Origin of the sequence: Viridibacillus sp. FSL R5-0888 (assembly GCF_038009105.1) — a bacterium.
GTDB classification, from domain to species: Bacteria; Bacillota; Bacilli; order Bacillales_A; family Planococcaceae; genus Viridibacillus; species Viridibacillus arenosi.
In genome coordinates this window covers 1,687,302-1,713,972 of sequence record NZ_JBBPAU010000001.1, presented here as the reverse complement: position 1 = coordinate 1,713,972, position 26,671 = coordinate 1,687,302, and the positions used below count along the sequence as shown (strand labels likewise).

Below are 26,671 nucleotides of genomic sequence, written 5' to 3'. Positions count from 1 at the left end.
TCACTCCGATTCTACAAACAGGTTTTTGATGACAAAAGACAAATAAATTTTTCTGCTCACTGTTTCCGTCAGGACACCATGACCACCAGTTAGGTTAATCAGAGTATTCATACAATCATCTATTTCATTGTGAATAAATACATTGAAAGACTTATTCTCTAATGTGGTATTTCCATTGATATAGTTGTTAATAATTGAATATATTTTAATAATGGCCTCCGAAAACTGCCCTTTCACCATTTGGTATTGAATAATCGGTAATTTTCCTGAATAACGGTTGCTCAAAAGCTTTTTATCATAAGCAAGGCATTCCAATGCAATCCACGTCCGCATGAATAAAGCAAAGTCATTTTTTGTTAAAGGAATATTTTCTATCTGGTTGGACCCCTTCTCAGGTATGTCATCCATTTTAAATAAGCTAATCATTTCATGTTCCATGAAATGATTATTAACCTTATTAAATTTTAGTTCGGTCAATTGATAGAGATTATTACCTCTAAGAATATGCGTATTCGGATTCTCTAGAACAGAGTGAGGAGCAAGAAAATAATTATTGGATGATATAATAATTGGATTTTCAAAGGCTTTGAAAATCCATTCAAAAGCTTCAAAAAGGCTCAAACCACGGGTCTCTTCTAAAAATCGATTTATATAGTTCAATAAATTCTCATTTTTTGATGATAAAAGTGTTGACATTATTTATCTCCTTTTATAATAAATTCTTAATGTTCAATGACAGCAGATCCCACAAAACAACCTAATCCTACACTTACCATTAAAATCTTATCTCCCTTTTTTAATCTATTTTGAGATTGTAAATAATCTAAATTTATAAAGCAATCTGTTGTATACGTATGGCCAATCTCGGGAAGTAAATCCAAAATGATGTTTTCTAAAGGAAAATGGGTAAGTTTTGAAAACTTTCGCCAAGTCATTTTATTCACATTGTAGGGAAGAATATATTGAATTTCATCGAGAACTACATTCGCCTTTGTCAATGTTTCATGTATCGCCTTAATAATAATGGAAACGTATTCTTCGTTAAATAAAGCTGTTTTTTGGGGATTTTCGTAAAACCCTTGATTAAAACGAGTATCCCTATAAACACCGATGGACAGTACTTTATTTGTTTCGTTTTTTTTCTGTAACAGAACTGCCACTGCCGAATCTCCAATAACGGTAGAATTTTCTATATATCTTAATCTAGTAGTCATATTGGATTGGTCTCCCAAGATTAATAGAATCGTATTTACATTTTTTTTCTTTGCAAAATACAAGTCTGCGAGCTCCATTGCATAAAAGGAAGAAGCACATGCCTCTTGAGCAATCCCGAATTTTTTTGTGCTTAATAAATCAAATGGCATTAAGACTTTATTTAACAACCCATAATCATGTGGAACTTGCGCCAGTAACGAATGAGCATACAAGACTAAATCAACTTTTATATCTAAATGAAGGTCTAGTAATGCATAACGAAGGGTCTCTTCCAATCTTTGTCCATTTTCAACAATGGGAACTTGATGGATATTGTGTAATCTTTTCATTAATTTTATTTCTCTTTCATTGCAGCCAGAGTACTCTAATACTTCATCAATCTTTTGCCTTAGGCTTGGGATATATGTGCCAATTTTTGCAATTCCAAAACTCACATTCAACCTCCAAGTATGCTAAATTTCATATAATACAGTTCATTTTCCTTTAAGCTTCCATCTAACAAATAAATAGATGAATCTCCCTGAATCTTGCCCTTTTGTATTAATTTTAATAACTTTGCAAACAAGGACGTGCATAATTGCTTAGAGGAAGCAATAAAGGTGATTTCGGATGGCATTTCTGTATATTTCTCTTCTAGATTGGACGAAATAATATACTGATCATCACTTTGATTTAGATTCATTTTTTTCATCCATTCATGCAGATTAGTATTGGATTCATAACCCCACTCATTCAGTTCAAGACAAGGACCAGTTCCATTTTTTTCAAATAGACAAGCAATTGCTGTATCTTCAATATCTTTAACACCTGGAGCATAATATGATAATGTAGATTGATCGAGCATTAACAAAAGTGCCTTTTTACACTTCTTTGTAAAAAATAACTCTTTGATGATTTTTACTGCTGCAAAAGGAGCATAAGTATCTACTGCTGAAACAGCAAAACCTTTTGCATTTAGATTATATTTTTCAATTAAGTAATTGACAGTTGAAATGGACGGATTGATATCAGGGATACAATAAACTAAAACGACTAAATCTACATCATCGATTTTATTCCCGGTTTTTAATAATTGATCTATTAAGCTAGTTCCCATAAAACTAAATGAATTATTCAACCCCGAATTCAATAGAGATTCATCCACCTTAAGTCCATACATATCTGCTAAATCTGTTTGAAATTGAATTTCCCCAATACTATGAGTATATGACCTCTTTTCCAAGAACCGTTTACATACATACGAATTAATTTTTATCATACTCATTCATTCATGCATTTACTAAAGATTTATCAATATAATCAACAATTGTCTCTACGGATTCAAAATATTCCGGTTCAATGTCTTCGGGATCTATAGATAATCCCTCAATATTGTCTTCCAAAACCATTAAAAGTTCAAAAATCGATGTAGAATCAAGACTTAATGATTCTAATGTTGTTTCAGGTAGTATTTCCTCCATCTCATCAATATCCAACACTTCTCTTAATGCTGCTATAGCCACCTCAAAAGTATTCTTACTCATTATTTATCAATTCCTTTCTATTATTGTATTAAACTAAATGAAATATCTTTTCATTAACTAGTATTTGTTTGCCTATAATATCCTCTGAATTATCACGTCTTCTAACCAGATAGTGTTTCCCACTATGAATCAACACTTCAGCAGGAAAACCATGACTTAAAAACAGACCAGGTGATGCACTTGGACCGTATGCACCTGATTGTAAAATCCCAATAAGATCCCCTCTTTGGACCTTTGAAAGTTCAACATTTTTTCCAACCACATCATTTGGAGTACATAGTGGACCCGTTACATTATAAGTATCAATGTCCGCCTCATCTAAATTCGTTAAATTCTTCATAGGAAAATTTCTTTTAACAAAACTACCTACTCCGACTGCAGCCATATGACAATTTGTTCCACCATCTGTTATAATGAAATTTTCTTCTCTAGATTTTTTTATATAATTGACTTTGGATACAAACATGCCAGATTTAGCAACGAGATATCTTCCTACTTCCATCGCCAGCTTTGTATTCGGAAAAGAGTCTTTAAAATCATTAATAATAGGAGATAGTTGTTCACCTAATTTTTGTATATTAAGATCCTCTTCATTACTAAAATAAGGTACGCCTAATCCTCCACCAATATCGACAAATTGTAATGCTAGACCCGTTTGTTCACTAAACCGTACTGCCAACTTTAAAATGTTAATTGTGTTTTGGCAGATCACATTCTCATCTAAAATTCTTGTCCCCATGTATACTTGAATTCCAATAATATCCACATTTTCATATGACTTTAGCAAGGCTAAATTTTGAAATACTATTTCTTCATCTATTCCGAATTGCCGAGGCTTTCCTCCCATTGCAAGCCTAGAACCTTTAATTGAAAATGTTGGATTCACTCTAATTGCCACACGTGCTCTCTTTTTGCGAATAGAAGCAATTTTATTGATTAATTCTAATTCTTGAAAAGATTCGCATACGATTGCATAAATAGAATGATCGATACAACTTGTAATTTCTTCTTCACTTTTTCCCGGCCCTAAAAAAATAATATTTTCTGGATCTGTATTTGCCATTAGGACCGTTTTTAATTCTGTCAATGAAGAAACTTCAGCTTTTGCTCCCAATGATTTTAGCAAGTTATAGACAGAAATATTAGGGTTCGATTTTAAAGAAAAAAATACTTCAAGATGCTTTGTAATATTGCTTTTCAACTCTAAAAATATATTAGAAATTTCTTGCCCGTCATATATATAAAGAGGTGTACCATATTTTTCTGCTAAATCACTTATAGGTATTCCTTGTATTTCATATACCATTTATCTTGTTTCCTCCCCTCATTCTTGAATTTTATTTAATTGAATCTGTATTCTACGATCCAAATCAAACAGTGAACCCATATTACTTGCCATTAAAACTCCGTACAATCTCCCCTTGAAAAACTTACCTTCTTTACTGAAACCGGAGTTAACAGTCGCAAAATTGTTAATTAAGAAACCTTCTTGTCCATTGGTAGTAATCATAAAGTTTTCAAGTAAAGTAAATATTTCATTAAATGATATTTGACGACTCAACTTTAATTCATAATATTTTGCTAATGCGTGCCCTTGATTTTGTAAAAAATTTTCTTGTATTCTCATTTGGTAGGAGGCCATATTAAATCGTGCATTGATTTCAAGGTTTGGCCAAAGCATATCCTCCTGATCATATATCGCATCGATTCCAACTATTCCGTAATAACCGTCTTGATATAATTGTCTACCTATTTTTTCTCCAGCTTTACGCAGTTCTTCATCCAGCTTTCTTGTGATGTAAGTTGGATAAAGATGTCCACGATGAACTCCATCTTCTACAATGCATTCCTTTGCACCGTAATAAATAACTTTGCCGTTTCTTTCAATTAGTATTTGATAATTAATATCAGCTGTTTTCCTAATCCATTTTTCTAAAACAAAGCTCACTTTTCCATTGTTTTTTTTATTAAGCCCTTTTTCTATCATCTTAATTGCTTTATTAAATTTTTCTTCCGAATCAATAATAATTAATCCTTTTCCTGACACACCCAGAGATTCCTTTAAGACTAATCTTTCTCCACTTATTAGATAATGCTTCAAGTTTTGATATGTCTCTAACAAACTATCTACGGAATCACACTCCCCTCCAGGAATCTGCCTGATATTTACTTTTTGATTCAGAACACGACTATATACTTTAGTGTTTACTTTGCTAAAAACATGACTACTTGGCACTGCAAGAGGAATACCTGTTAATTCTGAGAGCTGTTCTTCGTACTCAGAACATCCATAAGGCATAAAGTAAATGTTATTATTCGTATTTTTCAGTTCTTTTAGATGTTGAATTGTTTTTTGGCAATTTAGAATGTCCTTCGTAATATTTAAGTTTGGATTACTGTTCTCAACATAGATAATACCCGGACACTCTAGTAAACTTTGTAAATACTGCAAGAAGTGAGTACTGACAGGTCGTTTTAGAATTACAATATCTGTTGGGCTGGCAAGTAATACACCTTGTTCTTCCAATCTATTGACCATCAACCTTGCATTACCAATGGAAACCGAAGGAATACCTACCGTTTCTGGCGGTTTCCAATACTGTTCAACTTCAAAGTTATTAATATATATAAATTTTGCTTTTTCGTCGTCTACTAGTGCTTTTTTTAGATGAGCACTTAAATTACAACCTATATTTTCCATCTCACACCTCCATTAAAATTGAAATAGGCTCACAGCAAACGTTGCACCTAAGCCAACTGAAACCATCAAGAAATAATCACCTTTTTTTAACAGGCCATCACTGATTGCACAATCTAAATTTAAAAATGGATCAGAGCAAAAGCAATGTCCATATTTCTCCACATTTTTTAAATATATTTTTTGGATAGGAAACTCTAAGGATTTAGATATCTGTTTCCAAGAAGATACATTCACATTATGCGGTAAGATTAGAGATATTTTTGACAATTCTAAATCAAGATCATTAACCGTTTCTATTATTAATGCTGACAAGGTTGGTACATAATTTTTTTCGAATTGTTTTTGTTCTTCCTGACTAATGCCGATTCCTTCAGCATATTTCCCTAATATTTTAGTTTTTGTTTTAATAAACTTAATATTTTTATTACTATTTCTAGATAAGATGACTGCTGTTGATGCCTCTCCTAAAATAGTGGTATTATTAATTAATTGCATAATTGGATTGAAAACCTTTTCCCCCATTAACAAGAGCACCTTATCATTTTTATCTGTACTATTTAATAAGCTGTCTGCAATTTCTAATGCGACTAGACTTGAAGCGCAATTTTGTTGATTTATTGAAAAATTTATCGTATTATGTATATTGCAAATTTCACTTATTTCTTTAAACATATCCAACGGAAATGGGTGAACATTCTGAATAGTATGACAATAAATAATGTATTTAATTTCCTGTCTAAAACTACTGTTTCGCTCAAATATATTTAATATTGGCGTACTTAATAATTTTGTTAATGAACCTTCTTCTTTCCTGATTTCTTTTAATCCGTGGATTTTTTTAAAAACTTTAATTTGATAATTTTTTAAATTTAAGTAATCCTGTAATTCTGATATGTCTATTACTTTTTCAGGAATATAGTTTTCAATATAATCAATGTATATCAATGTATTGGTCACCCTTTTATTTTAAGTTATAAAAGAAACCCCATCTAGGGAAGGGGAATTTCTTTTATATCCACTTTTAGCATTTACCGCATGCACCGCCGTAACGTACTATATTTTTAAGATTCTTAATTTGCATTGGTTTCGCTTTAATTTTCATTTGTTTTCACCTCCTTTTAACATGTCGAAAACTATTCATTAGTTTTCGACATGTTAACTACCAATCGATTTAGCATTTACATGAACCGCCGTAACGTGCTACATTTTTAAGATTCTTAATTTGCATTGGTTTCGCTTTAATTTTCATTTGTTTTCACCTCCTTTTAATTTGGAGTAAACCGTCATAAGGTTTTCCTTATTTTTTCACCTGTCAATTTAGCATTTACCGCATGCACCGCCGTAACGTGCTACATTTTTAAGGTTCTTGATTTGCATTGGTTTCGCTTTAATTTTCATTTCTTTTCACCTCCTTTTAATTTGGAGTAAACCGTCATAAAGTTTTCCTTATTTTTCTACCAGACAATTTAGCATTTACCGCATGCACCGCCGTAACGTGCTACATTTTTAAGATTCTTAATTTGCATTGGTTTAGCTTTAATTTTCATTTGTTTTCACCTCCTTTTAATGGAGTAAACCGTCATAAAGTTTTCCTTATTTTTTACCAGTCAATTTAGCATTTACCGCATGCACCGCCGTAACGTGCTACATTTTTAAGATTCTTAATTTGCATTGGTTTCGCTTTAATTTTCATTTGTTTTCACCTCCTTTTAATGGAGTAAACCGTCATAAAGTTTTCCTTATTTTTTTACCAGTCAATTTAGCATTTACCGCATGCACCGCCGTAACGTGCTACATTTTTAAGATTCTTAATTTGCATTGGTTTCGCTTTAATTTTCATTTGTTTTCACCTCCTTTTAATTTGGAGTAAACAATCATAAGGTTTTCCTTATTTTTTTACCTGTCAATTTAGCATTTACCGCATGCACCGCCGTAACGTGCTACATTTTTAAGATTCTTAATTTGCATTGGTTTCGCTTTAATTTTCACTAGTTTTCACCTCCTTTAATTTCTCTGCAGTAACAAATGCAATGACATTTTTTGATGTATAACTAATCGAGTGATGTAAAATAATTCCTTCTTCTTTTAAATTGATTTTTGAAGTATAAATATTTGTCTCTCCATTATCATCGATGAAAAATTCAATATTTAAAAAATTAAATTTTTCATAAACAAGATGATTAATGGCTTTATATGCTGCTTCTTTAATAACGAAACATTTAGCTATCCATACTAATCTAAGCTCACTATCTTTTAATCCCATACAATAGTCTCTCTCTTTTTTGGAGAGAACCTTTTCAATGATCCAAATTTCATTTCTTTTAAGCATTTTATCTAAACTGGCTAGTTCAATCATATCTACTCCGATTCCAACTAACACTACAATGTATCACTCTTTCATATAATTAATTTTAAATCTTATTTATTTTAATAATTGACTAATATTGAGTATTTTTTTATCAAATACTTAGCTACATTAGGATTCATTATTTACTTTTTTTTCAAGTTAAACAAACTGTATAGTATTGGTACAATAAACAGCGTTAATAAAGTAGATGTTGATAGCCCTCCAATGACGACTACAGAGAGTGATTTTGACACCATTCCTGATTCATTTGAGATAGCCATCGGAATTAAAGCACCGATTGTTGCAATAGCAGTCATCAAAATTGGTCGAATACGTATGACGCCGGCTTCAATTATAGCTTCTTGTTTGATCATTCCACTTCTTTCATTTTGCTTCACCTTATCTACTAGAACGATAGCATTCGTTACTACAATCCCATTCAACATGAGTAAACCAATCATTACAGGCATACCAATTGGTTCATTTACTATATAAAGTCCAATTAGCGCTCCAATGATAGAAAATGGTATTGCAAACAGAATAACAAATGGAGCCTTTCCTTCTCTAAATGCAATTACCATGACTAAATATACTAAGAAAATACTGATTACGATGGCAATGGATAGATCTTTGAAGCCATCTGACATCGATGCAGATGCGCCTTCCTTGTAGTAGCTAATATTTTCTGGTAACTCTAAATCATTGATAATTTCATCTGCTTTCGCTATCACATCCCCTACTTTTTCATCTGTGATTGTACCATTTACCATGATATATTCATTTCCATTCAAATGAGAAACAGCGGTAATATTATCGACTCTTTTCAATTCACCTATCTCTTTAAGAGAAACCGGCATACCCATTACATTGTTAATTTTTTGATTCCCTAGTTTTTCGATGGATGTTATTTCGTCCATCTTCAATCCAAGTTTCACTTCTCGTATTTCGCCTTCCATTCTCATCGTTGTTACTATATCACCGCTAATTAGTGTTCGAAGACTTTGTGCTACCACGGCTGGCATTAGTCCTTTTTCAGCAAGCTTAACTTCGTCCAAATCAATGACTATTTCAGGCTCTTCACCTTCTAAAGATGTTGTAACATCTGTCATTCCTTCTACTTCTTTTAAACTAGTTTTGATTTGCTCGCTTGCCTTTTTTAAATCCTCAGAATTAGACCCATTTACAACAAGAGTGTACCTACCTTCTGCACCACCAATAATTCCACCTACCCCAGATACTGTAATTTTCTCTGGCTCTGTAATGGTTGTAAATTGGGATCTCAAATCTTTTACAAATCCATTAATATTTACTACAGAATCTTTTACAACAAATGAAATTGTTGCACTTTCAGATGCTCCGTCAATATTTGTATTTACCAGAGTTATATCCTCTTGATCAATTAAAATTTTCTCCACTTTACTAGCTGCTTCAATTGTTTTCTTTGGAGCAGTTCCTTTTTTCATTTTAATTTCGACATCAAAATCATTCACTTTCTCTTGCGGAAGGAAGGTTGTGCCGAGTCTAGGTGTTATTAGGGCAACAGAACCAACCAGAATCAATAATGCTGTAGTTAAAGTTACGAATCGATGTTTTAACACCCAAGTCAATTTTTTTCGATACCAAATTTGAATTGCATTTTCTTGTGGTTCCTTCAGTGTAGTTTTTAAAAGAAAAATTCTCGATAAGAGTGGAACAAGAGTTATTGCAACAATTAATGAAATCAATAATGAAATAACAATTGTCCATGCAAGTGGTTTGAAAAATCCCCCTACAATCCCTGGTACAAAAGCCAATGGCAAGAAAACCGCTACAGTTGTGATTGTGGAAGTGGTGATAGCAGATGCGACTTCTCTTGTAGCTTGTTCTATGAGCTTATCATTTCTTTCTTTTGAAGCCCTTACCCTTCTAAAAACATTTTCAATTACTACAATTGAGTCATCCACTACCCGTCCGCAAGCTACTGCAATTCCTGCAAGTGTCATAATATTTAATGTATATCCTATCGTTTTCATCAGAAGAAAAGATGCAAATATGGATACTGGAATGGATATAACAGCAATAATGGTCGAACGAATATTTCTTAAAAATAACAAGGTTACGACAACGGCCATTAATGCACCTAAAAATGCCTCCTTGAGCATAGAATAGACTGATTTCTTAATTTCAATAGATTGATCACGCAGTGTTTCTACTTTATATCCTTCAGGAAGATCCAAATTTTTCATTTCTTCCTTAACTTGTTCAACAATAGCTACTACATTAGCTCCACCTTCAGCCATAATACCCAAACTTACTCCTTGTTCTCCGTTTATTCGTGTAATATTATTTGTGTATTCACTTTCATATGTAACTTCAGCAATTTCACCTAAAGTAATCGTTCCAGGTAAAGTCTTAGTGGTTTGTGAATTTGTCCCTTGTGTGAAAATCTTTATTTTTTTAACATCTTCAACTGATTTTAATTCTTTATTTATTCGCACCGGTAATACTTCGTTAGATACAGAAATATCACCGGTCGGCATCGAAAGATTATTTGCTGAAATAGCTGTTTTTACATCATTAATAGTAATTCCACTTGCCTCTAATTGTTTAGGTATTAGTCGAACAAGCACTAACCGATCTGCAACCCCGCCAACCTCGATTTCACTTACACCATCGATTACTTCAATAAGTGGAATAATACGTTTCTTCATAAAATTTTGAACTTCTTCATAATTTTCATCGGCATAAATCCCCATTGAAAAAACAATTGGATTATCATCAGGACTAGATAATTCAAACTTCGGTTCTTCTGCCAATTCTGGAAGTTGAATCTTGTCAACACTTGCCCTTACTAACTGTTCAGCTTGCTTCATATCAATTGACATATCAAATTCTATCGTTGAATATGCTGCATTAGCAACGCCACCTGTATATACATTCTTTCCGCCTTCAAGCTTTATAAATTCTCTTTCCATTTGCTCCCCAATATCATTCATTGATTGTTCCGGTGAAGCACCTGGATAAGGAATAAAAACTGTCAAATATGGAATGTCTACGTTTGGATACTTCTCAATATGTAACTCTTTTAAAGAATAAATTCCTCCTGCAACAATAAGAAGTACCACTAAACACAGAGCTAAAGCACTTTTCATACTAAACTGAATTATTGATTTCATCTTATACCTGCCTCTATAAATATTTATTTAACATTATTTCTGAACCATTAGATTAATTGTGTGCCATTCTATTGGAATTGATATGATATTCGGCGCAATTGGAAACTAGGTAAATACCAAATCAAATCTATTTGGTATAAACAACTAATATATATTGTTAATTCTGCTTAATTTACAATAAATCGTATTTATAGCAATAGATCGTAAGTATTAATAAAAAAGTTATCCAAATTTGATTTCATAATTTGTCTGAGTAGTGTATTACTAACTTCTTAATTTATCTATATTTTCTATATTCAGATTAATATAATATAATCCGTCATTTCAAGGTAAGGAATACGACATTACTATTTCGGTTTCCCGACACATTTTGTAATTATTTGTTAAAAGCGCTCTAAAAATATAGAGGTAACTCTATATAGATAGAGTTTACATTCTATATAAAACAGTAATATAACACACATTTTTTACGTTATTTACCATTTTACTATTCCATTTAGTCGATATATGATTCATAATGAATGTATACTGAATGTAATTGTTACAACAAAAGGTGGTTTGTATAATGCGACATAATGAGGTCTTAATTATTAAAATGAAAGAACTAATTACAACGAATCAACATTTACATCTCGCTTTTCAGGACCAACTTATTCAATATATCAATGTCAAAACAAACGCTTCTTTCATGTTTGCTCATCTTTGCCTTTTCCATTATGAGGCATTTGGCTGTGAACTAGATGATGATGCGGTGTCGATTGCAGCAGCACTTGAGTTACTTATTTTAAGCTTTGATATAATTGATGATTTACAAGATGGTGATGTCGATACAATCTGGTCTCAGGATACCGCAATCGGGTTAAATGGAGCTATTGCGCTTCTGTTTATTGCGAAACAAATTGTATTAAAAACTTCAAGTCGATACAAATGGGAAGTTGCTTGTTTGCTAGAAGAATATGGCCTTGATTGTATTAATGGTCAACAACAAGATTTACTTAATACAGCACGGACTGAAGAAGCATATCTCAATATGATTCGCCAAAAATCTGGTTCATTAACTGCTCTAAGTTGTCAGCTTGGTGTTGTCTTAGCTACTGGCCAAATAAATTCAACGGTTGCACGTTATGCTGAACATATTGGCATGATTCAGCAAATCAAAAACGATATTACAGACTTAAAATATTGGAATGGAAAAAATGATATTATCTATAAAAAATATTCGTTGTCAATTCTTTTTTTATTTTCACAGCCATCATCAGTTGCGGTACATCTAAATGATTACTACGCAGGTAATACGCATTCAGTAAATGTTCCCTTACTTCAAAAAGCATTAATTGATAGTGGTGCGATTCAATATGCACTGGCGATTAAAAACTTATTAAAGCTAGAAGCTTTAGTATTTTTAAAGCAGATTAAAATGCACGAAGTAGACCTTTTATATGTAGAAAAATTAATGAAATGAGGTAATGTCAAATGATGAAATTCATTCAATACTTACAAGAAAACCCAGCGTTCATACAACTTTTAAAGGATAATAAGCTTTCTTTAGTAGGTGTAACTTCACTACAACAAAAAGCAATTGTGGAAGCATATGATAATGATGTATGCTTAGGCAGCCTAGGTTGGCGACCACTTTAATCCCTCTCCGTTCGTTCATCACCTTGTTAACACTTTATATCGCTGTTGGGAGTTATGTACTTTATATCAGCTATAGTTCTCCTATTATTGGGATAGAGGTTGTAAAACAAGACGATCGATTGGTAATTGAGCATTTCGAATATCCTGATTGGGCAGAACTCCATGAAATAAGTAAAGGTGATATATTGATTGCAATCGATGACTTCTCTCCTTATAAAATGGAGCACGTTGCACCAGACGGGATTGTTCGATCTGCTAAAACACTAACTGTAATGGACGCTACAGGAAACATTAAAGAAATTGATGTTTTGTATCATGAATTGCCTAAGGCATTTTCACATTTTTTCATTTTACCAGTAATTTACTTTTTACTTATGTTGTCATTAGCAATTTATTTATATAAGCAAAAAAGTGGCAATGTCGCTTCACTGAATATTTTAATTTATTTTTTGCTAACGGTATCGCTTGCCTATTGTAGTGTTGGTGCATCCACCCAACTACATCCCGTAGGTAGTATTGTTAATAGTACATGTTTAATCCTATGCCTTGTACTACTCATTCACTTTTTACAAAAGTATTTTGCTTTTTTGCGTATACCATGGAGATTTAATAAAAAGATTTGGATCTTATATCTCATTACTGTGTGTGTTTTCCTAGTGTCTATGATAGAAATTTTCAATTCAGCATTTTTCACTTTGAATACGATCATTATATTGCTGCTATTTGTGGCTCTGATTTTTTATATTTTAATCATTCTTGCAACTTCGTATACTCGTGATCGAAGCATTCAGCTCCAAATACTTTTTTGGTTTATCGTTCTACCATTTTTACCTTTTGTCATTTTTTATGTACTCCCTGAATTATTATTTCAACAAGCAATTTTAAGTCCATCGACTTGCGCTATATCGTTACTATGCATTCCCTTTACATTCACCTTTATGCAAGTAACGGAACGATTATTTGATGTTGACTATTATGTTTCTCGTATACGTTACTATGTGCTGTTTGCTGGTGGTATGACAGTTTGGCTAATGATAGGAATTGACTCGTTTTTATCGATTTCAATACGTACTAATATAGGTATAGCACTTTTTATTTTCATTTCTATTTTTGTGCTGTTATGTGTTAAAGAAAAAATTGATTATGTGTATAGAAAAGTATTATTTTCTACGAACGGCAATAATATTCATTTTTTGTATTCGATTATTGATAAAGTCGGAAAAGAAATAAAAATGGAGGATTTATTTAACACACTTTCCGATCAACTTATGAAGCAATTAGAAATGAATACGGTTTATGTCATACAATATGATATGGAAACTGAACAGATTTCTCTTGCTAATGCTCAGTCTGAAGAGAATAGGCACCAACTCCAATTAACGCCAAAGGATTTAGATCAACTACAAGTTGGATCAATAAAGAAATTTCAAACGTTTTACGTCGCTTGCTTACATCGAAATATAAAAACAAAATACTTTTTGATTTTAAGAACCAACTCCAAAATTCATTTAAAGAAGGAAGAACTTCTTTGGTTAGAATTACTGCTTCATTACATTGATAATTTTGTTGAAAACACACAGCTTGTAGAGGATTTAATGTTTGAGTTAAAGCAAGCAAAGGAAGGACAAAACTATCCTGCTTGGCTACATAAGCTCTGCTGGTTACAGCTTGAAGAAGTAAAAAGTCAACTTGGACAAGAGCTCCATGATACTATTTTACAAGAGCAAATTTTTTTAATTCGCGAATTGGACAACTTACTTTATGTACGTGATCGCGATCTCGTACAACAAAAAATTTTACAAATTCATCAGCAACTAATAACAATAAATGTCCAGTTGCGACTATACTGCGAGCAACTTAAGCCTCCGCTTCTTCAAACACTTGGTTTGGAGGCCGCACTGACGAAATTATTTAATCAGACCGAACAACGAGCTCACTTTACTTTAATGCATTCTATTGAACCGTTACTAATAGATGACAATGAGATGTCGTTACTCATTTATCGTTTAATCCAAGAAATGTTAAACAATGCATTAACGCATTCTAAAGCAACATATGTAAAAATTGAACTTCGTGCTTTATCACAAGGTTTTCATTTATTTTATATGGATAACGGGATTGGCTGTCACTTAGAAGATTTGTATTTATCTGGGACGATGGGGATAATTGGCATGAAGGAACGTGTTGCCGCATACAAAGGGACTATGGTTATTGACTCTTACCCTAATGAAGGTATGCAGTTTGATATTACGGTCAATAAAGGAGACTAAACTATCCATGATAAATATTTTAATCATCGACGACCATCCAATTGTATTAGAAGGTAGTAAAAATCTATTTAATAATATCGATGATATGCGAGCGGATACAGAAAAAAATCCGACAAATATTCCAGAAATCGTACAAAAAACACCATATGATGTTTATTTAATTGACATTAATATGCCAGGTACAAGTGGTATTGACGTCGGAGCTACCATTTGCTCTCTCCAACCTGACGCAAAGATTATTTTGTATACAGGCGATCAGATCGAAGATTACTACTCACTTATCGTGGAAAAAAAAATACATGGGCTTCTTTCGAAAACCGTCACTAAAGAGCGCATACTTCGGACAATTCGTTTAACAATGGATGGCGAGATTATCTTACCTTGGAGCTTCATCGATTTCGTTCAGAAATTAGATCAACCTCAAATTTCGAAGCAACCACTACTTTTAAATGAACGTGAGAAGAAAATTTTACAATTCGTCGTACAGGGCTATACTAATAGTGCTATTGCTCTAGAAATTGATCTTACTCCACGAACTGTTGAACGAAATTTATCACAAATTTATCACTTACTGAATGTTACAACACGAACAGAAGCTGCTCTAATGGCAAAAGAATTAAAATTAATTGATTAAATAAATCCACTTGCACCAAAAAAATTGCACCCTATAAAGTTAAGTGACACTTATAAAAGTCTACTTTACTTTATAGGGTATTTGCATATATTTTGAAAAAAATGAGTTTTTATATACAAATGTCGCACTATTTTAGACATTAATCGAATTAATTTCAAGTTGGCTTTGCTTTTTGAAATCCTTACTTTAACCCTAAAAATAAACATATAAACTCAAATAATCCATTTTGTAGTATAATTTTTATATAGAACAATAGGAATAAATTAGTAAGCCACAATTGTTTTAAATCCTTATTTATCGAGAAAGGAGCTATAAAAGATGTTAAATACTATATTCACTATTATTTTTATATTTGGTATTTACTATTTAATTCGATATCGAATTAAATTGAGAAAAGCTGTTCAGCTCTCTAAGGATGCTTTCTACCCTAGTAAGGAAGAAGAATTTAATAGCATCCTCATTCCACACGAGTGGCGGGAAATGGAGTATCTTAGTAAAAATACGAAGTCATACCAATATGTTAAATGGGGAACCGTAGTTGCAATTTTACTATTAGTCATTTTGTTAGTAATTGTTCTTTTAACTGACGTATTAGGAACTTCTTCATTTAGTATTGTTTCTTTATTTTTCGTGATTATTTCCGTCATTAAACATCGTGGTAATTTGTTCATATTAGCAAATGGCATAATCTTTGATAGCAAGTTCTATTCTTTCAGTAATATAAAAGGTTATGAAGTAGAAAAAATAAGTCGTTGGCATGAGCTCTATGGTCTTGACCCTAAAGTAAATAATGGTTATAAATTTATTTTAAACATAAAAAACAAGCCTTTTTCACCTAATTTCATTGTAGTAAAAGATCATGCAAGCATTGAAAAAATTGTCGATTTACTTGAAAAAGAGGGTATTTCGGGGATAATAAATGAAGAGAAACCTTATTCTACTGTCAACACATCTACTAATAAATTTTGAGATATTAGATATGCATGTATATGAGTGCTTAACAATTGATAGATCATGATCCAAATTATAATAAACAGATTTCTTATCAATAAAAAAAGAGCATTAGAGCATGTTTTGATCAATCATTCAAAACATGCTTTATATTATTTCCAGCATTAATTTGACGTATTTAATGCTCAGCATCCCTATATACCATTGTGATAGATGTGCCTGATATTCCGTATTCTTGAAACCCAAGTTTATTATATATATGTACTGCGTCACTATTATCTGGATCTACACTTAGGGAAATTGACTTATACCCTTCTGCCATAGCAAGCTGCAAGATTTTCTTCATAAGTAAAGTTCCAATTCCCTTTCCTCTACCATTCTCTACAATAGCAATTCCTAATTCTGGCGTGTTGTGATCGACATATCCATAGCCTTGATTATTTTCTTCAAATAATCTGTACCAGACCGCTCCTACTTTTTGATTTTCTTCATCGATAGCAATTAGTGATCTATCCCCCGCTCTTCCCCAACCTTCATGATATTTTCTAATGTGTGGGAAGTTTAGTAACTCTTCTCTAGTCGGTTTATACTCTGGAATATGGATTGACTCATATAACATATCCAATAAAAACTCATACTCATTTTCTTCAAGATTTCTTATAAGTAACAATATATTCAGCTCCTTTTCCTTTGGTGAATCTGTTTATCAATTACTATTTTATATAATATACGTTGTAGTTATTCTCAAATTGTATGTCCAGTAACTATAGATCGCTTTGCTATCTTAAACTCACTTTTCGTCATACAATTGAAGATCTTTCACTGTTTTTGTAAATGGCAAATATTCAACTCGGCACTCATACACATCATTGTAGTAACGGGTTTTATTATAAGTTAGATTCATTCCGTTCACTGTACTTCTTGTATCTCCGCCACCTCGACGACTATATTTTCTCGTCAGTTCGCAAGTTCCCTGAAACTTTCTCATTATTCATGGCGATGGCCACGATATCAAGCCACGTAAATACCTGGCCATGGTCTATAAAAACCATAGCCTGTTTTTCAACTATCAAATTTGTTTTTCAGTAATATAAGATTTTACAGTTGGTGCTTCATATACATTAAATTGGTCGAGTAGTCCACTTGGTTCTATATCTACTAGCGCCATAGTACGGTACTTTTCATGTAAGAACTGTTCATCAGACATATGATTAAATAAAGCAATAAGCGGATCATAATAATGATTAATATTTAAGAGTCCACAAGGTTTTTGATGTAATCCAAGCTGAGCCCAAGTGAATATCTCAAAGAATTCTTCTAATGTTCCTGGTCCACCTGGCAACGCCATAAATCCATCTGCAAGTTCTGCCATTTTTTCTTTTCTATCATGCATAGAGTCTACTACAATTAGTTCAGTTAGATTCTTATGAGAGATTTCTCTTTTCTCTAGAAAACTAGGCATTACTCCAATAACTTTTCCGCCCGCTTCTAATACAGCATCTGCAACTGCACCCATGACGCCTACACTTGCCCCTCCGTATACAAGGGTAATATCACGTTTTGCCAACTCTTTACCCAATTTTTTTGCAACTTCTACATAAATATTCGAAGCTCCATCACTTGATCCACAAAATACAGCTAGAGTTTTCAATATATACCACGTCCCATTATGTAATCTTTCTTACATATCATACATTACTTTGAAATTACATTTACATCAATACCAAGTAACGCAAACTATTATTTTGCTTTTCTGTATTTTTATTTTAAATTCAAGTTTTATAAGCAATTTTATTAAATGTGATTTTCTGATAGAAGTGTATGGAATAAAAAAATGACTTCGCTACTTTAGCGAAGTCATTTTTTACTCAATTATATTGTTTTCTATAATTTGTTCTAACTACTACTTTTATTCATTTCATAACAAAAGCTGTAGATTATTCTATTTCACAGCTTGAATAATAGCCGATACGATATATTCTTCCACTTGATGTTCTGGTGCCCATTCCTTGATAAATTCTTTCGATTCATCTTTTGGAGTGATTTGAATATTTTTAAACCCTGCTTCTTGCAAGTAAGCCGTCAATTCTTCGATTGTTGAGGCGCCTGTGATGCAACCTGAATAGAGCGCCATATTTTGTTTCATATCAGTTGGTAAAGTTGTTGTTAAAATTACATCTGAAATGGCTAAACGACCGCCATCTTTTAGAACACGGTATGCTTCTTCAAAAACGCGTAATTTATTTGGTGATAAATTGATTACACAGTTTGACATGATGACATCGACAGATTGATTTGCGACTGGTAAATTTTCAATCTCACCAAGACGAAATTCTACATGTTTAAATTGGAGTTTTTCTGCGTTTTTCCGAGCTTTTGAAATCATTTCTGGTGTCATATCTACACCAATGACTTTCCCATTTAAGCCCACTTTAGGCGCAGCTAAAAAGCAGTCGAATCCACCACCAGAGCCTAAATCTAATACAGTTTCACCTTCTTTTAAAGCCGCAATTGCTTGTGGATTCCCACATCCTAATCCCATATTGGCACCGTTCGGAATGCTTGTAAGTTCTTCAGTTGTGTAACCCATTTTTTGCGAAATCTCTTTTACAGAGATATTTTGATTTTCATCTGGTGTGCAACAGCTAGGAGCACAGCAGCTATTTGTATCAATATTTTTTAATGCTACTTGTTTATAATTATCACGCACACCTTGGCGTATTTGATCGTTTTTCATTTCTGTCATTTTTATACCCTCCGTCTACATTAATACATAAGCGATCACTTATATAATGACTTAAAATAAGACCTAGACAATGCTAGGCGTAAATCGTGTGATTCAATACTTACAATTTAACTTCGAAATATTTCCTTTTCCATCTAAGTGCTACTCCCACTAGAGCTATTAACACCGGTACTTCAACAAGCGGGCCAATAACAGCGGTAAACGCAGCACCACTATGGATACCAAACACACCAACAGCTACTGCTATCGCTAATTCAAAGTTATTGCTGGCAGCAGTAAACGAAAGTGCTGCTGTAACTGGATAATTTGCTCCTGCCTTTCTTGAAGCAAAGAACGACACGACAAACATAATCAAGAAATAGATTAATAGAGGAATGGCTATACGAATTACATCTACTGGTAATTCAATAATTTTATCCCCTTTTAAAGAAAACATCATGACAATAGTGAACAATAAAGCAATCAATGTTAATGGAGAAATCTTAGGAATGAATTGATTTTCATACCACTCGATCCCCTTCACTTTAATACCAATAATGCGCGTTAAAATACCTGCAACAAATGGGATACCTAAGTAAATCAGCACACTCTTTGTAATTTCCCACATTGAAATAGATATATTTAGATTTTCTAATCCAAACCATCCCGGCATGATATTTAAAAAGAAATAGGCAAATACAGAATAGAATAAGATTTGGAATACAGAGTTAAAGGCAACTAGCCCTGCCACATACTCGTTGTCACCTCGCGCCAAATCATTCCAAACAATGACCATTGCAATACATCGTGCTAGGCCAATCATAATCAGCCCCGCCATATACTCCGGATAATCATGTAGGAAGATGATGGCTAGGAAAAACATTAAAAATGGACCTAATAGCCAGTTTTGTACGAGTGAGAGCAATAGAACTTTCCAATCTTTAAATACACGCCACATCTCTTCATATTTCACTTTAGCAAGCGGTGCATAGAGCATAACAATTAATCCGATAGCAATTGGAATAGACGTAGTACCTACCGCTAAAGTATCTAATGTATCTTTAAAATTTGGTGCAATGACGCTTATAAGAACACCTAACCCCATTGCAATGAAAATCCACAGCGTTAAATACCGATCTAAAAAAGATAGCTGTTTTGTTAACGGTTTCTCCACCTTCAATCATCCCCTTCTTGGGAAGAACAAGTTGGTCCACAATGCTTATATGAGATAGGTTCTAATTCTTCAATAATTGCTTGGATGTATGGAGATTGTTCTTCATGTAATCGATAATGCTTCCAAGTCCCTTTTTTTCTTTCTAAGATAATGTCAGCCTCTTTTAATTTACGTAATTGTTGGCTAACTGCTGGCTGTGAAACCTTCAGGACATCAACTAAATCACATACACAGACCTCGCCTTGCTTTAAACAGGCTAACAACTTTAAACGGTTAGCATCACTTACGGCCTTTAACTGTTTTTCCATTATTGTTAAAGAATCCACTATCCCACCTCTTTTATATAATCGTTCACTTATATAAGAGTACTCTTATATTGTAAAGTATGCAAGTATAGAAATTCCGCTTAATCTTTCATTAAAAAAATCTAAAAAACAAGATGTATGCTCTTTTCTTGTCTTTCACTTGAAATAGCTTGATCAAAATCGCTTTATTTTTTCTGAAACTTGTACTTAAAACTATATCCCCTTCATATAATTCATTACAATTGTTACAAATTTTTAACTTTTTTTCATATTTCTATTGAATAGTAAAATATTTAATGCTATTATCTGAATATTAGTTTAATAACGAATCACATGTTACTGATACGATCAGGCATGGTGGTAAACAAAGAAGTTGTAAAAAACTGCTTTGTTGCCTCCATGCCTTTTTTACGCTTTTCTATTACGGCAGCATTATTACATTATTCAACAAAGGAGTTTTTTCATGCTATCAAATTTATTTAAAAAACGTAGTTTAGAAGTTTTGGCACCTATAAATGGAGAGATTATTCCATTAGGTGAAGTTCCAGATCCCGTCTTCAGCCAAAAAATGATGGGAGAAGGTGTCGCTATTATTCCTACTAATGGGAGTGTTCATGCCCCTGTAGAAGGAGAAATAGTTCTCATTTCAGATACGAAGCATGCTATTGGAATACGCACTACTGATGGTTCAGAGATTCTCATTCACATTGGTTTGGAAACGGTCTCTTTAGGTGGGAAAGGATTTACAGTACTTGTAAGTGCAGGTGATAAAGTTTCTACAGGGCAAGTTCTTATCGAAGTGGACTGGGAATATATTCGAGAAAACGCAAAAAACATAGTTACACCAATCATTGTTACTAATAGTGCTGACAAAGACATTCAATGCCATTATTCAAAATCATGCATCCAAGATAAAACCATCTTAATGACCATATCTGCTAAGTAGTGAATCCTTAAATTATCGTAAGTAAAGGAGAGTTCGCTTTCGATGAAAATCACGAAGATACTTAATAATAATGCCGTAGTTGTTCTAGATAACGAGCGTGAGAAGATTGCTGTGGGATCCGGAGTTGCTTTTAATAAGAAACGAAACGACATCGTTAATTTAGACAGAATAGAAAAGATATTTGTTATGAGGGAAAATGACAAACTTCAACAATTGTTAAGTCGAATTCCTGAAGAACATTTTACAATCTCTGAAGAAATTATTTCGTACGCTGAGGAATATATTGGTGGAAAGTTAGACGAACGTATTCATATTGTACTGACTGACCATGTATCATTCGCTATTGAAAGATTAAAAGATGGTATTCAACTCAATAACAAGCTTTTACCTGAGATAAAAATCTTATATAGGAGAGAATTTGAGATTGGTCTTTGGGCAATACAACATATAAAAGAAAGATGCCAAGTTGAAATGCCGGAAGATGAAGCTGCTTACCTCGCTCTTCATATCCATACGATGAAATTACAAGGAGGCGATTTACATCAAACGTTAAAGCAAACGACGATTATTCGTGATATGGTTCAAATTATTCAAAAAAAATTAAACATACATCTCGAGGAAAACGACATTTCCTATCATCGTCTTATCACTCATTTACGCTTTGCTTTAACAAGGATGAATCATTATGAGCTCCATACAATGGATGAAGAAATGCTTGTCATGATTAAAAAGAAATTTCCTTATTCGTACAATTGCGCCGTCGAAGTGACCAAAGAGTTAAAGAAATTGCATGGTATTGACCTACCAGATCATGAGTTAGGTTACATCGCAGTCCATATTGAAAGATTGCAAAAGCAATAAAAAATTCGAAATTATTTTATTTTTTTAAGAAAATTATCTAAATATTCTGTATTGGAGTGAATTATTATATGAAGAAATATTTACAACGGCTAGGTCGTTCTTTAATGTTACCAGTAGCTGTTTTACCTGCTGCGGCTATTTTGATGGGTATCGGCTATTGGATTGACCCTGATGGCTGGGGTTCTGGAAATGTATTAGCTGCTTTCTTAATCAAAGCTGGATCTTCAATTATAGATAACATGTCGTTTCTATTTGCAGTTGGGGTAGCGTTGGGGATGTCCAAAAATAAAGATGGCTCTGCTGCTTTAAGTGGGCTAGTTGCTTTCTTAGTAGTAACGACATTACTTTCTACAGGAACTGTCTCTATGCTACTAAGTACAGATGTCGCCAATGTAAATCCCGCATTTGGCAAAATTGAAAACCAATTTATCGGTATTATATCAGGCATAATTGCTTCTATCATGTACAATCGCTTTAGCCATGTACAATTACCAGATTTCTTAGCGTTCTTTAGTGGAAAACGATTAGTTCCCATAATGACAGCTGCTTCTATGCTAGTCGTTTCCGCAGCATTGTTCTTTATCTGGCCAGTTGTATATTCTGCATTAGTTAGTTTTGGTGAAGCTATTAGTGAATTAGGTGCTACTGGTGCAGGGTTATACGGATTCTTTAACCGCCTATTGATCCCAACTGGATTACACCATGCATTGAACTCAGTATTTTGGTTTGACGTTGCTGGCATAAATGATATAGGTAACTTCTTGAAAGGAACTGGCACAAAAGGTGTTACCGGAATGTATCAAGCAGGTTTCTTCCCAATCATGATGTTTGGATTACCAGCTGCTGCTCTAGCAATGTATCATACTGCTAAAACAAAAAGAAAAAAACAAGCTGCATCTTTAATGTTAGCTGCAGGTTTCGCTGCATTCTTCACAGGGGTTACTGAACCACTTGAATTTGCATTTATGTTCTTAGCTCCAGCTCTTTATGTAGTTCACGCTGCTTTAACAGGTATTTCTTTATTTATCGCTGCAACATTCCACTGGACAGCAGGTTTTGGTTTTAGTGCCGGTTTTGTCGATTTCTTCTTAAGTTCAAGATTGCCACTTGCTAACCAACCTTTAATGTTAATCGTCCAGGGTTTAGTATTTGCAGTCATTTACTATTTCTTATTCCGTTTCTTTATCGTGAAATTCAACTTAAAAACACCAGGTAGAGAAGACGATGAAGATGTAGAAATAGATGATGCTGGAGAAACTACATCAGGTAATAAATTCTCAGATATGGCCGCTAAAATCTATAATGGATTAGGCGGAGACCTAAATGTAACTTCTGTAGACCACTGTGCAACTCGCCTACGTGTAGAAGTGAAAAACATGGATGCTGTTGATCAAAAGAAAATTAAGGCTACTGGTGTTCCTGGTATTAATGTAGTAGGACCGCAAAGTATTCAAGTAATCGTAGGAACAAACGTCCAGTTTGTTGCTGATGAAATTGAAAAAATACGAAAATAATAGTAATTTACTAGACTGAGTTGTAAGATGCTCAGTCTTTTTTTCTATAAGATATCAAAAGTCTATTTGCTTTCACAGCTAATACAACAATTTGAAGAGAATTTGTTGCTCTGTAATAAAGTTTGATACAAATCATCTCTTTAGTTATTCTTCAAGGTGATTTCCCCATTGGGTATTTATGTTAAAATCAATGTTGCACTTGTGAAGAATTGTACTTAATCTAAAGGTGCATGATAGTTGAATAAAGGTATAAAAAATGACATCAATTTAGGTTTTTTTTCATACTATATTATAGGGGTGGAAAAATGCCAAGAATTAAATACCGAGATGCAGACGTTGCTTTAATGGCAAGGATGATGCGCGCAGAAGCTGAGGCTGAAGGAAACCAAGGGATGTTATATGTTGGCAATGTAATTGTTAATCGAGCTGTATCAAATTGTTTAGACTTTAATGATGTAAGAACCATTGAAGATGTCATTTATCAGGTTCAAGGTGGAAATTTTTCTTTTGAAGCTGTTCAAAAAGGAAATTTATTTTATCAAAGAGCGAGATCTTCTGAAAAAAGATTAGCAAAACAGAATTTGGATTATTGGAGACAACATCCAGCGAAATTCGCCCTTTGGTATTTTAATCCATATGCTCCTTGTCCTCCAACATGGTACGGTCAACCTTTTACAGGGCAATTTAAAAATCATTGTTTTTATGAACCAGCAGCTGGAACATGTGAAAGTGTTTATATCGGTTAGATTATCTAGGAGTTATTATTAATACTGGAGTTTAATTGAAAACTCTCCTTTTTAATAATACGTATACAACATTTTTAGTAGTTGGTAATGCTTGGTGGCCAATAATATTCATTCAATGCAACTCATGTAGGTAATGTAAAAGTTATCCGTTTAAAAATGCTTCAAACCCTAACCGTAGTCTACTTTTCTCAAACGTTGTTATGGTGTACTCTTATCTCACGAAATAAAAAGGGAACTTCCTGGTTAACAGGTGTTCCCTTTTTATATATCAAACATTTAGCAATAGTAATTATCCAAGGAAGTAAGATTATGAAATATTGTACTAAACTAAAGGGATGCTTTAGTTCAGGCGTTTGATATTTGCGTTGAATTTTTTCTTACTTTCGATATTCCCCCTTTTACTCTAAGGGGAGCAATAATATCAAAGTCGCGCACAGTCTCATCCAATAAAGTTTCTTAGTAATTATTTAAGCATACGAATGAAGTCCCGCAATAACGAGATTAACAAACACTTGGTTGAAAATGATTGTTCCGAAACCGATAATGGATAACCAAGCTGTTTTTTCTCCTTCCCATCCTTTACTTAAACGTAAATGAAGGAAAGCTGCATAAAATAAGAAAGTAATTAAAGCCCATACTTCTTTCGGGTCCCAGCCCCAGAATCGGCTCCATGCATATTGCGCCCAAATCATAGCAAAAATAAGTCCGCCTAGTGTAAACAATGGGAAACCGATAACAATTGATCGGTAAGAGATTTCATCCATTGTTGTAGCATTAACACGATTTGTTAGTGGTTTTAACAATGTAATAATTTTACGCCTTGTAATCAACCGGATGAGTAGATAAAGTACAGTACCTACTAAAAACGACCAAATAAGTGTATTTAATTTCATCGCGTTTAAAAAGCTTGAAACTTCTAAATAACCGTTTTTTTGATTCGTTTCTGTATATTGATTATCTGAATTAACTTCAACTACTACAGATTTTACTGGTGCCGTAATGGCTGGTAACTTGTATTTATATATTTCTAGTTTTTTATCTTGGTTTAGAAATTGAAGTTCCTTTTCATAGCCTGTGATAGTAAAAGTTGTCGATGCTCCTATAAATCCACAGACTACTACAAGTAAATACAAGACTAACTCTAAAAAGAACGTTCTTTTATTCTTTTCTTCTGTATTAATCACTTTTAATAAATAGATTACACTTGTTACAAAGGAAATTGATAAGACAGCGCTTGAGAAAGCAACGGTAATAACGTGAATTGTTAGCCACTCACTTTGAAGTGCTGGAATTAGTGGCTTTACCTCCTTTGAAAATGCATTAGCATAACCTAGGATTAATAAGGAAATCGGTAATGCAAAAAGACCAATAACCGATTGGTGATAAATATAATACATGATTAAAAAACCAGCCACGAGCATAATGCCGAAGAATGTCATAAATTCATACATATTACTAACAGGCGCATGGCCAATTGCATTCCATCTAGTCACAATGTAAATAATTTGAAGGATAAATCCTATCCAAGTGATCGTTATGCCGATAGTAGAAAATAGCTTTTTTTCTGAAGAAACAGCTAAACCTAAAGGCACAATTGCGATTAAATATAATAGAAAAGAAATATACATAGCTGTACTGCTTAAATCAATTAAAGATTCCGTTGTCATTGAATACCTCCTGCTGATATTGAATAGTGAGCACCTAAAACATGGTGATTTATATCACTAATTACAATATTACCCTATTAACTAGAGGTACTAATGCTATAAACGGAAAAAACAATGACAACTTCATGACAGAATATAACAATTCATTGCGCATTAATTAAATACGATAATTCAATTTATACTAGATGAAGTATTTGAAATAAGATCAAATTTGACTTCACATTATGAAAAAAATCACCAATTTCCCACAAGTATTTTCAATTATTTCTGCATCATTTCCGCAGAAAAAGGGGAATTTA

24 protein-coding genes are annotated in these 26,671 nt (G+C 33.1%); 9 read left to right on the top strand and 15 right to left on the bottom strand.

Going from position 1 to position 26,671, the window contains the following annotated elements; all coding sequences use genetic code 11:
* The 9 genes from MKY02_RS08495 to MKY02_RS08455 all read right to left on the bottom strand — a co-directional run bounded on the left by MKY02_RS08495 (position 1) and on the right by MKY02_RS08455 (position 10,941).
* The gene (locus MKY02_RS08495; RefSeq protein ID WP_076035219.1) at positions 1–696 is read right to left on the bottom strand and encodes a hypothetical protein; all 696 of its coding nucleotides are present in this window, start codon (positions 694–696) and stop codon (positions 1–3) included.
* A 26-nt stretch (positions 697–722) separates the two neighbouring features.
* A complete protein-coding gene (locus tag MKY02_RS08490) occupies positions 723–1,649 on the bottom strand; it encodes a 3-oxoacyl-[acyl-carrier-protein] synthase III C-terminal domain-containing protein (RefSeq protein WP_038182922.1) in 927 nt (308 codons plus the stop codon).
* Positions 1,650–1,651: 2 nt separating this feature from the next.
* Positions 1,652–2,473: a hypothetical protein gene (locus tag MKY02_RS08485; RefSeq protein ID WP_076035218.1), complete on the bottom strand. Its 822-nt coding sequence runs from the start codon at positions 2,471–2,473 to the stop codon at positions 1,652–1,654.
* Between the two features lie 10 nt (positions 2,474–2,483).
* Positions 2,484–2,738, bottom strand: coding sequence for a phosphopantetheine-binding protein (locus MKY02_RS08480; RefSeq protein ID WP_038182926.1), 255 nt, complete (start codon positions 2,736–2,738; stop codon positions 2,484–2,486).
* Positions 2,739–2,766: 28 nt separating this feature from the next.
* A complete protein-coding gene (gene lysA / locus MKY02_RS08475) occupies positions 2,767–4,044 on the bottom strand; it encodes a diaminopimelate decarboxylase (protein ID WP_340708910.1) in 1,278 nt (425 codons plus the stop codon).
* Between the two features lie 18 nt (positions 4,045–4,062).
* On the bottom strand, positions 4,063–5,439 hold the full coding sequence (locus tag MKY02_RS08470; protein ID WP_038182930.1) for an ATP-binding protein: 1,377 nt from the start codon (positions 5,437–5,439) through the stop codon (positions 4,063–4,065).
* Positions 5,440–5,451: 12 nt separating this feature from the next.
* Positions 5,452–6,384 (bottom strand): 3-oxoacyl-[acyl-carrier-protein] synthase III C-terminal domain-containing protein, encoded by a 933-nt coding sequence (locus tag MKY02_RS08465; RefSeq protein WP_038182932.1) that lies wholly within the window; start codon positions 6,382–6,384, stop codon positions 5,452–5,454.
* Between the two features lie 1,033 nt (positions 6,385–7,417).
* On the bottom strand, positions 7,418–7,819 hold the full coding sequence (locus MKY02_RS08460; RefSeq protein WP_038185170.1) for a holo-ACP synthase: 402 nt from the start codon (positions 7,817–7,819) through the stop codon (positions 7,418–7,420).
* 110 nt (positions 7,820–7,929) lie between these two features.
* The gene (locus tag MKY02_RS08455) at positions 7,930–10,941 is read right to left on the bottom strand and encodes an efflux RND transporter permease subunit (protein ID WP_340710974.1); all 3,012 of its coding nucleotides are present in this window, start codon (positions 10,939–10,941) and stop codon (positions 7,930–7,932) included.
* Positions 10,942–11,506: 565 nt separating this feature from the next.
* On the opposite strand from MKY02_RS08455, the gene MKY02_RS08450 reads away from it, so the two are divergent.
* From MKY02_RS08450 to MKY02_RS08430, 5 genes are all read left to right on the top strand, one after another.
* Positions 11,507–12,403: a polyprenyl synthetase family protein gene (locus MKY02_RS08450; protein WP_038185174.1), complete on the top strand. Its 897-nt coding sequence runs from the start codon at positions 11,507–11,509 to the stop codon at positions 12,401–12,403.
* A gap of 11 nt (positions 12,404–12,414) precedes the next feature.
* Positions 12,415–12,579 (top strand): competence pheromone ComX, encoded by a 165-nt coding sequence (gene comX / locus MKY02_RS08445; RefSeq protein ID WP_038185187.1) that lies wholly within the window; start codon positions 12,415–12,417, stop codon positions 12,577–12,579.
* Positions 12,564–14,849: a sensor histidine kinase gene (locus MKY02_RS08440; RefSeq protein WP_083669730.1), complete on the top strand. Its 2,286-nt coding sequence runs from the start codon at positions 12,564–12,566 to the stop codon at positions 14,847–14,849. The genes comX and MKY02_RS08440 overlap by 16 nt, the downstream gene beginning before the upstream one ends.
* Positions 14,850–14,856: 7 nt before the next feature.
* Positions 14,857–15,483: a response regulator transcription factor gene (locus MKY02_RS08435; protein ID WP_038185188.1), complete on the top strand. Its 627-nt coding sequence runs from the start codon at positions 14,857–14,859 to the stop codon at positions 15,481–15,483.
* Between the two features lie 318 nt (positions 15,484–15,801).
* Positions 15,802–16,452, top strand: coding sequence for a hypothetical protein (locus tag MKY02_RS08430; RefSeq protein ID WP_340710972.1), 651 nt, complete (start codon positions 15,802–15,804; stop codon positions 16,450–16,452).
* Between the two features lie 160 nt (positions 16,453–16,612).
* Here the strand turns inward: MKY02_RS08430 and MKY02_RS08425 are convergent, their stop codons facing one another.
* The 5 genes from MKY02_RS08425 to MKY02_RS08405 form a co-directional block, all read right to left on the bottom strand.
* Positions 16,613–17,104 (bottom strand): GNAT family N-acetyltransferase, encoded by a 492-nt coding sequence (locus tag MKY02_RS08425; protein ID WP_340710970.1) that lies wholly within the window; start codon positions 17,102–17,104, stop codon positions 16,613–16,615.
* A 399-nt stretch (positions 17,105–17,503) separates the two neighbouring features.
* Entirely contained in the window at positions 17,504–18,085 is a 582-nt protein-coding gene (locus MKY02_RS08420; RefSeq protein WP_340710969.1) for an LOG family protein, read from the bottom strand.
* A gap of 291 nt (positions 18,086–18,376) precedes the next feature.
* Positions 18,377–19,180, bottom strand: a complete 804-nt coding sequence (locus MKY02_RS08415) for an arsenite methyltransferase (protein WP_038185195.1) — start codon at positions 19,178–19,180, stop codon at positions 18,377–18,379.
* A gap of 100 nt (positions 19,181–19,280) precedes the next feature.
* A complete protein-coding gene (arsB, locus tag MKY02_RS08410; RefSeq protein ID WP_340710967.1) occupies positions 19,281–20,333 on the bottom strand; it encodes an ACR3 family arsenite efflux transporter in 1,053 nt (350 codons plus the stop codon).
* Between the two features lie 2 nt (positions 20,334–20,335).
* Positions 20,336–20,641: an ArsR/SmtB family transcription factor gene (locus MKY02_RS08405; protein ID WP_038185741.1), complete on the bottom strand. Its 306-nt coding sequence runs from the start codon at positions 20,639–20,641 to the stop codon at positions 20,336–20,338.
* A 460-nt stretch (positions 20,642–21,101) separates the two neighbouring features.
* Between MKY02_RS08405 and MKY02_RS08400 the strand changes: the two genes are divergently transcribed.
* The 4 genes from MKY02_RS08400 to MKY02_RS08385 all read left to right on the top strand — a co-directional run bounded on the left by MKY02_RS08400 (position 21,102) and on the right by MKY02_RS08385 (position 24,705).
* Entirely contained in the window at positions 21,102–21,584 is a 483-nt protein-coding gene (locus MKY02_RS08400) for a PTS sugar transporter subunit IIA (protein WP_038185219.1), read from the top strand.
* Between the two features lie 42 nt (positions 21,585–21,626).
* Positions 21,627–22,445, top strand: a complete 819-nt coding sequence (locus MKY02_RS08395) for a PRD domain-containing protein (protein WP_076034597.1) — start codon at positions 21,627–21,629, stop codon at positions 22,443–22,445.
* A 68-nt stretch (positions 22,446–22,513) separates the two neighbouring features.
* On the top strand, positions 22,514–23,959 hold the full coding sequence (gene nagE / locus MKY02_RS08390) for an N-acetylglucosamine-specific PTS transporter subunit IIBC (protein ID WP_038185227.1): 1,446 nt from the start codon (positions 22,514–22,516) through the stop codon (positions 23,957–23,959).
* A 305-nt stretch (positions 23,960–24,264) separates the two neighbouring features.
* The gene (locus MKY02_RS08385; protein ID WP_038185229.1) at positions 24,265–24,705 is read left to right on the top strand and encodes a cell wall hydrolase; all 441 of its coding nucleotides are present in this window, start codon (positions 24,265–24,267) and stop codon (positions 24,703–24,705) included.
* Positions 24,706–25,172: 467 nt separating this feature from the next.
* Here MKY02_RS08385 and ccsB read toward each other — a convergent pair whose 3' ends face one another.
* Positions 25,173–26,372: a c-type cytochrome biogenesis protein CcsB gene (ccsB, locus tag MKY02_RS08380; protein ID WP_340710964.1), complete on the bottom strand. Its 1,200-nt coding sequence runs from the start codon at positions 26,370–26,372 to the stop codon at positions 25,173–25,175.
* Positions 26,373–26,671 lie beyond the last annotated feature (299 nt).

What these genes read in the sequence shown, in the direction of transcription:
- ccsB (WP_340710964.1), bottom strand. Translation starts at nt 26,372, where the DNA reads ATGACAACGGAATCTTTAATTGATTTAAGCAGTACAGCTATGTATATT.
- MKY02_RS08415 (WP_038185195.1), bottom strand. Translation starts at nt 19,180, where the DNA reads ATGACAGAAATGAAAAACGATCAAATACGCCAAGGTGTGCGTGATAAT.
- MKY02_RS08400 (WP_038185219.1), top strand. Translation starts at nt 21,102, where the DNA reads ATGCTATCAAATTTATTTAAAAAACGTAGTTTAGAAGTTTTGGCACCT.
- MKY02_RS08470 (WP_038182930.1), bottom strand. Translation starts at nt 5,439, where the DNA reads ATGGAAAATATAGGTTGTAATTTAAGTGCTCATCTAAAAAAAGCACTA.
- MKY02_RS08395 (WP_076034597.1), top strand. Translation starts at nt 21,627, where the DNA reads ATGAAAATCACGAAGATACTTAATAATAATGCCGTAGTTGTTCTAGAT.
- MKY02_RS08455 (WP_340710974.1), bottom strand. Translation starts at nt 10,941, where the DNA reads ATGAAATCAATAATTCAGTTTAGTATGAAAAGTGCTTTAGCTCTGTGT.
- MKY02_RS08430 (WP_340710972.1), top strand. Translation starts at nt 15,802, where the DNA reads ATGTTAAATACTATATTCACTATTATTTTTATATTTGGTATTTACTAT.
- comX (WP_038185187.1), top strand. Translation starts at nt 12,415, where the DNA reads ATGATGAAATTCATTCAATACTTACAAGAAAACCCAGCGTTCATACAA.
- MKY02_RS08385 (WP_038185229.1), top strand. Translation starts at nt 24,265, where the DNA reads ATGCCAAGAATTAAATACCGAGATGCAGACGTTGCTTTAATGGCAAGG.
- MKY02_RS08485 (WP_076035218.1), bottom strand. Translation starts at nt 2,473, where the DNA reads ATGATAAAAATTAATTCGTATGTATGTAAACGGTTCTTGGAAAAGAGG.
- nagE (WP_038185227.1), top strand. Translation starts at nt 22,514, where the DNA reads ATGAAGAAATATTTACAACGGCTAGGTCGTTCTTTAATGTTACCAGTA.
- MKY02_RS08405 (WP_038185741.1), bottom strand. Translation starts at nt 20,641, where the DNA reads ATGGAAAAACAGTTAAAGGCCGTAAGTGATGCTAACCGTTTAAAGTTG.
- MKY02_RS08450 (WP_038185174.1), top strand. Translation starts at nt 11,507, where the DNA reads ATGCGACATAATGAGGTCTTAATTATTAAAATGAAAGAACTAATTACA.
- MKY02_RS08480 (WP_038182926.1), bottom strand. Translation starts at nt 2,738, where the DNA reads ATGAGTAAGAATACTTTTGAGGTGGCTATAGCAGCATTAAGAGAAGTG.
- MKY02_RS08435 (WP_038185188.1), top strand. Translation starts at nt 14,857, where the DNA reads ATGATAAATATTTTAATCATCGACGACCATCCAATTGTATTAGAAGGT.
- MKY02_RS08495 (WP_076035219.1), bottom strand. Translation starts at nt 696, where the DNA reads ATGTCAACACTTTTATCATCAAAAAATGAGAATTTATTGAACTATATA.
- lysA (WP_340708910.1), bottom strand. Translation starts at nt 4,044, where the DNA reads ATGGTATATGAAATACAAGGAATACCTATAAGTGATTTAGCAGAAAAA.